This window comes from Streptomyces sp. ADMS, from assembly GCF_033441795.1.
GTDB lineage: Bacteria > Actinomycetota > Actinomycetes > Streptomycetales > Streptomycetaceae > Streptomyces.
Window position 1 is genome coordinate 2116 of the sequence record NZ_JAVFVX010000011.1, and the last position, 5990, is coordinate 8105.

Annotated in this window: 4 protein-coding genes; all 4 read right to left on the reverse strand. The window is 73.2% G+C overall.

The genetic code is table 11. The features are described 5' to 3' along the window. Positions 1-96: 96 nt before the first annotated feature. Positions 97-2271, reverse strand: coding sequence for a bifunctional serine/threonine-protein kinase/ABC transporter substrate-binding protein (locus tag RB628_RS07330; protein WP_412180610.1), 2175 nt, complete (start codon positions 2269-2271; stop codon positions 97-99). A 59-nt stretch (positions 2272-2330) separates the two neighbouring features. Beyond that, on the reverse strand, positions 2331-4532 hold the full coding sequence (locus RB628_RS07335) for a bifunctional serine/threonine-protein kinase/ABC transporter substrate-binding protein (protein WP_318319477.1): 2202 nt from the start codon (positions 4530-4532) through the stop codon (positions 2331-2333). After that, positions 4529-5146 carry a hypothetical protein gene (locus RB628_RS07340; protein ID WP_318319478.1) on the reverse strand — a complete coding sequence of 206 codons (618 nt, stop codon included), beginning with the start codon at positions 5144-5146 and terminating at the stop codon, positions 4529-4531. Before RB628_RS07340 ends, RB628_RS07335 begins: the two co-directional genes overlap by 4 nt. A gap of 573 nt (positions 5147-5719) precedes the next feature. Then, positions 5720-5990, reverse strand: a 271-nt coding sequence (locus tag RB628_RS07345; RefSeq protein ID WP_318319479.1) for a hypothetical protein, incomplete at its 5' end; no start/stop codon positions are given.

Genomic DNA, 5990 nt, shown 5'->3' on the forward strand with positions numbered 1-5990 from the left:
GGAGGACCGCCGGAGGACCGCCGGAGGACCGCCGGAGGACCGCCGGAGGACCGCCAGAGGACCGCCAGAGGACCGCCAGAGCAGCGTCCCGCCGAATCAGGTCTTCTCGACCTGGTCGTAGCGGCCCAGGAAGCGCGGCGCGCCGCCCTCCACCCGGTGCAGGAAGAGGCCGTTGACCAGCTGGAACTGGTCGGTCTTCGCATCGAACTCGATGGTCTTGGCGAGCCCCTTGTAGGTGGACGCACGGAGCCTGCGCACCATCGCGCCCCGCTCGACCTCGACCGAGCCCAGGCCGCCCAGACCCTGGGCGACGAAGAGCAGCGCGTCGTACGCCTCCACCGCGAAGCGCTCGACCTCGCGCACCCCGAAGCGCTTCCTGTACGCCGTCACGAAGCGTGCCGCGGCGGGCAGTTCGGCCGGGTCGACATAGGTCGCGCTGATCAGCCAGCCCTCGGCCGCGGTGCCCGCCTCCGTGAGGAACGCGGGCGCCAGGACCGGCTCCGGCGCCATGCACGGGCCCCGGAATCCGGCCTGGACCAGCGAGCGGGCACACAGGGCGGCCCGGTGCGGGGAGGTGCCGCCGTAGACCACGGCATCGGCATCGGCGGCGAGCACGGCGGCGGCGACCGTGTCGAAGTCCTCGCTGTCCGCGGGGACGGCATGGGTGGTGGTCGTGCCGTCGGCAGGCGGGTACGCGGTGAGGATTTTGATGATCTGCCAGCTGACGCGGCTTGCCGCGCGGTCGTCTATGAGGGCGGTCCTGCGGCTCTTCTCGACGTGGGTGAGGTAGTGGATGAAGGGCGTCGACAGTGCGTTCTCATCGGGTCTGAGCTGGAAGAACGCGCGGAGGCTGGAGTACGGATCCAGGCCGGCGGAGACGGTCACGACGGGCAGCAGGGCCTTCTCGTAGCGGGCGACGGACGCATCGGTCGCGGCGTTGCCGGTCGGGCCGATGACGGCGTACACGTCGTGGTCCGCGACGAACCTTCCGGCCACCTCCCCGGCCCGCTTCGCCTCCCCCGCGTCGTCGAGGACCTTCAGGGCCAGCTCGAAGGTACGGCCGCCAGAGGAACCGGAACTGCCGGCACGGGAGAGGGAGTTGAAGTCCTCCACGGCCAGCCGCACGCCCCGCTCCTGCGCCCGGCCGATCGTCCTGTCCGTTCCTGTCAGGTCCGCGTGCACTCCGATGACGTACACGGGCAGTGGTCCCGAGCCCGTCGTCCCGCCCTCGCTGTCCGCCGCCGTCGGCCTTGAGGCGGCCCAGGCCGCCAGTCCGCCGCCGGTCAGGGCCACCGCGGCGGCCGAGCCCAGGGTCAGCAGGCGGCGCCGGGAGGGGGAGGGCGGTTCCAGCGGCTGTACGAGGGTGGCCGGGACGGGGTCGGGAAGGGCCAGGACGGCGGCCGAGCGTCGCGCGATCAGCCGGGGCAGCGTGGGCGGCAGCCAGTCACTCTCGCCCTCGTCTTCGCCCTCGTCCGTCAGGGCGTCCCGTACCTCCCGCGCGGTGGGCCTGGCCTGCGGGTCCTTGGCCAGGCAGCTCGTCAGCAGCGGGACCAGGGCCCGGGGCACCGCGTCCAGGTCCGGTTCCTCGTGGACCGTACGGAAGATGACGGCGGCCGGGGTGCCGGTGCCGAACGGGCGGCGGCCGGTCGCCGCGTACGCCAGGACGCAGCCCAGCGAGAAGACGTCGCTCGGCGGGCCCATGTCACCGGCTCGCGCCTGCGCCTGTTCCGGCGAGAGATAGCCGGGAGAGCCGATCACCACGTCGGTCGCGGTCAGCGCGGTGGCCGTGGTGGAACGCGCGATGCCGAAGTCGATCAGCCGGGGGCCGTCCAGGGCGAGCAGCACGTTGTGCGGCTTGACGTCCCGGTGCACCAGGCCCGCCGCGTGCACCTCGGTGAGCGCCTCGGCCAGCCGGGCGCCCAGGGCGCGTACCGTACGCTCCGGCAGCGGCCCGTCCATTTCGACGGCCTCGGCCAGCGACGGGCCCGGTACGAAGGCGGTCGCCAGCCAGGGCTCGTGGGCCTCGGGTTCCGCAGCGGTGACCGGTACCACCCACCGTCCGGTGAGCCCGGTCGCCGCCTCGGCCTCGCGCCGGAACCGGGCCCGGAAGCCGTCGTCGGCCGCGTACTCGGCGCGGATCACCTTCAGCGCGACCAGTGCCCCGCCCGTCGAACGGGCCAGGTAGACCACGCCCATGCCGCCCGCGCCGAGCCGGCCGAGCAGCCGGTGGCCGCCGACGAAGGGCGGGTCGCCCGGCTTGAGCGCGTGCACTCCCACGCGGCCTTCCACGCCGTCTCCCGCGCGCCCCTCCGAGTGCGCCCCGCCCACCGCTACACCTCGGAGGGGGCTTCGCCGAGGAAGCGGAACCGGCCGTCCTCGACCTTGTGCAGGAAGATGCCCCAGCCGGCGAACGTGCCGTCCTCCGGCTTGAAGGCGAACTCCTTGGTGATGCCCTTGTAGCGGGTCCCGCGCAGCAGGCCCACCAGCTCCTTGCGGTTCGGCGGCCGTCCTGCCGTCGCGGTCTCGGTGGCCTTCGTGGTCTTCGTGGCCTTCAGCAGCTCCTGGAGGACGAGGTTGACGGTGTCGTACGCCTCGGCGGCGTAGTAGCCGGGCGCCTCGCCGTAGCGCTTGCGGAAGGCCGTGGTGAAGGCCGCCGCGGCCGGCACGGCGGTGGGGTCGACGAAGGAGGAGGTCATCAGCCACCCCTCGGCCGCGTCCCCGGCCAGATCGAGGAACGCCGGGTCGATCACGGCCTGCGAGCTGATCCGCGGCTTGTCGAAGCCGGCGCTCGCCAGCTCCCGGGCCACCTGGGCCGCGCCCTGCGCGTACCCGGCGTAGACGAAGGAGCCGATCCCGGCCCGCAGCATGTCGTCGACCACGGGTGCCAGGTCGTCCGTGCCCGCCGGGACCACCCGGGGGTAGGCCGGCCTGCCCAGTTGGCGCAGCATGAGGACGCTGATCGAGGCTGTTTCCTGGGCGTACGTCTGTGCGGTCCGGTCCTGGAGGACGCCGGGGCGCGCTGTCTCCTTCTGCCCCATGAGGTAGACGCTGATCGGGAGAGCGACCGCCGCGTCACTGGGGCGGCAGTGCACGAAGGACCGGTACTGAGCCGTCGTCAGGATCAGCCCTCCGGCCGAGACGCACAGCAGCGGCAGCAGGGCCTCGTCGTACGCGCCGAGGACCGCGTGGGCGGTCTCGTCGTTGGTCGGGCCGAGCACGGCGAGTACGTCGGTGTCCTGGATCAGCGTCCTGGCCGCGGCGGGTGCCCGTCCCGCGCTGCCGCCGTCGTCGACCGTCTTCAGGGCGAGCTCGAACGGCTTGTCCTTACGCGAGTTGAACTGCTCGACCGCCAGCCGCGCGCCCCGCTCCTGCGCCCGGCCCGCCGTCCGCTGCGCGCCGCTGAGATCCGCCTGCACCCCGATGGCCCAGCGGCGGGCCGCCGGGGTGCCCGGGGTGTCGTCGTCGCGCAGGGCGGCCCAGGCCGCGGCCCCGCCCGCCGCCATGAGCACCGCCGCCCCGGAGGCCAGGAGCAGCCGGCGGCGGCCGGGCGACGCCGGCTCCGCGTCCTCGGCCCCTTCGGTTGCCGCTTCTGCGACGGTCGGCTCGATGTCGGGCAGCGCCAGCATCTCGGAGGAGCGGTCCGCGATTCCCCGTACGACGTCGTCGGGCAGCCAGTCGGTCTGGCCGCCGTCGGGGACGGCGTCCTCGACCAGCAGCACCGTGCAGATCTGCTCGGCCGTCGGACGGTCCTCTGTGTCCTTCGCCAGGCACATGTGCAGCAGCGTCAGCAGCTCGCCGTCCTCTGTGCCCTCTTCGGCCTCGACGTCGGCCAGGTCGGGCTCGTCGTGGACCGTGCGGTAGAGCAGGGCGTCCACCGCACCGGTGCCGAACGGCGGACGGCCGGTCACCGCGTACGCCAGCAGACAGCCCAGCGAGAAGACGTCGCTCGCCGGGCCCACCGCCGCGCCGCGCGCCTCGGCCTGCTCGGGGGAGAGGAATCCGGGCGTGCCGACGACCAGGTCGGTGGAGGTGATCGCGGTCTCGTCGGCCGCGCGGGCGATCCCGAAGTCGATCAGGCGCGGACCGTCCACGGCGAGCAGGACGTTGGCGGGCTTGACGTCACGGTGGACGAGCCCGGCCGCGTGCACCTCGCGGAGCGCCATGGCGAGCATCCTGCCCAGGACCCGCACGCTCCGGGCAGGCAGCGGACCATGACGTACGACCGCCTCCCCGAGCGAGGGTCCGGGCACGAAGGCGGTGGCCAGCCAGGGTTCCGCCGCGTCCGGGTCCGCGCCGGTGACCGGGACCGCCCAGGGGCTGGTCACCCGGCGGGCCGCCTCGACCTCACGGCGGAAGCGGGCGCGGAAGTCCGGCTCGTCCGCGTACTCGGCCTGGATGACCTTGACGGCGGCCAGCGCCCCGGCCTCCGTACGCCCGAGGTAGACCACGCCCATGCCACCCGCGCCGAGGCGGGCCAGCAGCCGGTGTCCGCCGATCGAGGAGGGGTCGGTGGGAAGCAGACGCCCGCTCATTCCGCCGCCCCCAGTTCGGTCTCGACGTCGGTCAGCATCTGGGTTATTCCCTGACTCAGGGCGGTACTGACCTCTGCCTCGGTCCTGTCCTTGGCGCCCCTGCCGACGACGGCCACGGTGACCTGGCCCAGGCGGCTCTGCGACCAGGAGTAGTAGTGGGGGCCGCCGAGTTCGTCGCTGTAGTACTGGCCGCCTTCCGTGAGCGAGTCCTCGGAGGTGAAGTTGCCCATCAGGCCGAACGCCGAGCCCTGGGAGAGCAGTCCGGTGATCCGCTCGCCCTGGCGGAGCTGCTGGTCGGGGCAGCGCAGTGCCTCTTCGAGCATCCCGGCCATCTCCCAGCCGGCGTCCGTCGCGGTTCGGTGCACGGTGGCGACGGCGGTGACGCGGATCGGGCCCTTGCCGTCCTCCGCGGGCAGTTCGCTGTAACGGGTGAGTGAGGCGAGCACCGTCGCGGGCAGCGACTCGCGCTGCCAGACGCAGTTCGCGTCGAGCACGGGCCAGTAGCCGGGGTCACTCTCGTACGGCGTACGTCTGACGAAGCCGGGACCCCAGTTGACGGGCTCCGCCGCGACAGCGCGGGCCAGGCGTACGGCCTGCGCGCGGGTCTTCGGCACGCGGGCGGGGTCGGGGGTGAAGGCCAGACCTGTGGGGCCGGGGGTCGGGCTCGGGCTTGGGCTTGCGTTCGGGTCTGGGCTTGAAGTCGGGCTGGAGCGCGTGCCACTGCTGGTTGTCGAGCCCTTGGACCCGGCGGCCGTGTTCCCTCCCGAACCCGAACAGCCGATCAGTAACAGACCGACGCCCCACAACGCACCGCAGCACTGCCACACCGGTCTCCGGAGCACTGTCAACTCCCCCCATCCGCACCCGTGTTCCCCCGCTCGGAGCGTAGCGACTATGCCAGTGAGGCACTACGGACATGGCGGAGTCCGTCGTCCTCTCCGTCGTCTTCCCCGCTTTCCCACGGCCCGGCGCCCTACAGCCCGACGTACGCCCGCACCGCCTCCGCCAGCCACCCGGCCGGTCCAGATGAACGTCATGCCCGGCCCGGAGGAACAGCGACCGTCTCCGTATCCCTCCCCGGCGGGCACTCCCTCGTCTCCGCCTGCTCCCGCTCACGCATCGTGCCCGTCTCTCCCCCCCTCACCACCAGCGTCGGACACCGCACCCGGCTCCGCTCCCCCCAGCGGTCACGGACGGCCAGTTCCTCGACCGCCGCGAGCATCCGGTCCCCGGCCACCCTCGGACACCAGCCGTCCGCCCGCCGCTCCAGCCCTCTCCCCCAGGCGTCGTACCCGAAGAACTCCGCCCCGGCGGACGGGGACGGGAAGGGCGTCGGCCAGTTGTCGAGTCAACTCCCGGTATCCGAGGCCAGGTTGGGGTTGGGGCCGCCCGGCCCCCGCCTCCACCAGCACCAGCACCAGCACCAGCACCAGCACCAGCACCAGCACCAGCACCAGC